Source organism: Vibrio sp. 2-2(8) (assembly GCF_963888495.1).
Taxonomy (GTDB): Bacteria; Pseudomonadota; Gammaproteobacteria; order Enterobacterales; family Vibrionaceae; genus Vibrio; species Vibrio anguillarum.
The window spans coordinates 1-641 of the sequence record NZ_CAWPJM010000046.1; the positions used below are offsets into that span (position 1 = coordinate 1).

The following is a 641-nucleotide window of genomic DNA, read 5'->3' on the forward strand; positions in this document are numbered from 1 at the left end:
GGGCGTTATGGCGCAGGGCAAAAATCAGCTAAGGGAGTATATGAGCGAGAAAGTAAAAGTAGCCTTGAACTGGCTGAAAAGTCTTTTGGAATCCGAGAGTATCGAATACCAAATTGTCGGTGGTTTAGCGGCAACAATTCATGGTGGTAGTCGTGAAATTGCAGATATTGATCTCTATATCCATAACTCAGATGCAAATAAAATACTTGCTCACGTTACTCCGTATATTTCTAAACCGCTTACTCACTACTCGGAATATGGCTGGGATTTAGAGTATTTTCAGCTAGTCTATCAAAATCAAAAAATTGAAATAGGCTTGGCTCTCAATACAAAAATCCAGTCATCGTTGGACGGTTCGTGGCATCAACTGGAAATCGACTTTTCAAAGTCAGTTGTCAAAAGCTATCAAGGCATCGAATTACAGGTTATCCCAGTCCACCAATTGGTAGAGTACAAGCGGATATTGGGCAGGGAAGTAGACCTAATTGACATTCAACAACTAGCTTCAAGTTCAGCGCCATAACAAACAATTTAAGAGGGATTCCCAACGCTTGGCATTTTGCTTCTACTTCAGTTTTAGTGTTTACGGTACAATGCGTTAGGTTGGGTGGTAGCGTTGCTCACCCCTTAATTGGGCGTTA

1 protein-coding gene is annotated in these 641 nt (G+C 41.5%); it reads left to right on the forward strand.

All coding sequences use genetic code 11. The annotated features are described in order from the left end of the window. The first annotated feature begins 40 nt into the window (after positions 1 to 40). Positions 41 to 523, forward strand: coding sequence for a MazG-related protein (locus tag AACV12_RS12830; protein WP_170901638.1), 483 nt, complete (start codon positions 41 to 43; stop codon positions 521 to 523). The last annotated feature ends 118 nt before the right edge of the window (positions 524 to 641 follow it).

Excerpts from the sequence above, each read along its gene's own strand:
- AACV12_RS12830 (WP_170901638.1), top strand. The coding sequence starts at position 41 with ATGAGCGAGAAAGTAAAAGTAGCCTTGAACTGGCTGAAAAGTCTTTTG.